Origin of the sequence: Geitlerinema sp. PCC 9228 (assembly GCF_001870905.1) — a bacterium.
Classification (GTDB): domain Bacteria; phylum Cyanobacteriota; class Cyanobacteriia; order Cyanobacteriales; family PCC-9228; genus PCC-9228.
Map to the genome: position 1 here is coordinate 1 of NZ_LNDC01000075.1, position 1,090 is coordinate 1,090.

At 57.7% G+C, this 1,090-nt stretch carries 1 pseudogene; it reads right to left on the reverse strand.

From position 1 onward, the window contains the following. Nucleotides 1–1,090 (reverse strand): annotated as a pseudogene (psaB, locus tag AS151_RS06030) (photosystem I chlorophyll a apoprotein A2); the annotation flags it as partial.

Sequence of the window (1,090 nt, forward strand, 5' to 3'; positions counted from 1 at the left end):
GCCCAGGGCAATGGCGTGGTGGACCAGGAAGTCTCCCGGACCGATGGTGAGGAATAGGGAGTTGTCTCCCGAGTTGATGGCATCTAGCCAGCCAGTTAGCCAGGGACCGTTGGCACTAGCGGCAGCACTGCCACTGTTGGAAAGCAAGACATCGAAGCCGTAGAGGGCTTTACCGTGGGCGGCTTGAATCCATTGGGCAAAGACCGGTTCGATGAGGATTTGTTTTTCGGGGGTGCCGAAGGCAACCACCACGTCGTTGTGGACGTACAGTCCCAGGGTGTGGAAACCGAGGAACAAGGAAACCCAGCTCAAGTGGGAGATGATGGCTTCCTTATGTTGCAGGACGCGATCGAGAACGTTGTTTTTGTTCTGTTCGGGGTCGTAGTCCCGTACGAGGAAGATGGCGCCGTGGGCGAAGGCACCGACCATGATGAAGCCGGCGATGTACTGGTGGTGGCTGTACAGGGCTGCCTGGGTGGTGTAGTCCTGCGCCAGGAAGGCGTAGGGAGGCAGCGAGTACATGTGTTGGGCCACCAGGGAGGTGACAACCCCTAGAGAGGCCAGTGCTAAAGCGAGCTGGAAGTGTAGGGAGTTGTTGATGGTGTCGTACAGGCCTTTGTGACCTTCTCCCAACATGCCACCAAAGGGGGTACCTTGCGGTGGTTTGTGGGCAGCCAAAATTTCCCGGATGCTATGACCGATACCAAAGTTGGTGCGGTACATGTGCCCGGCGATGATAAAGATAACTGCGATCGCCAGGTGGTGGTGGGCCATGTCCGTCAACCACAGGGACTCGGTTTGGGGATGGAAACCACCGAGGAAAGTCAAAATGGCGGTTCCAGCACCTTCACCGGTGCCGAACACGTGGTTGGCGGTGTCGGGGTTTTGGGCGTACACGCCCCAGTTACCGGTAAAGAAAGGTGTCAAACCGGCGGGGTGAGGCATGGTACTCAGAAAGTTGTCCCAACCCACGTGAACGCCACGGGATTCGGGAATGGCGACGTGTACCAAGTGTCCGGTCCAGGCCAAGGAACTCACCCCGAACAAACCGGCGAGGTGGTGGTTCAGACGCGATTCGGCGTTTTTGAAC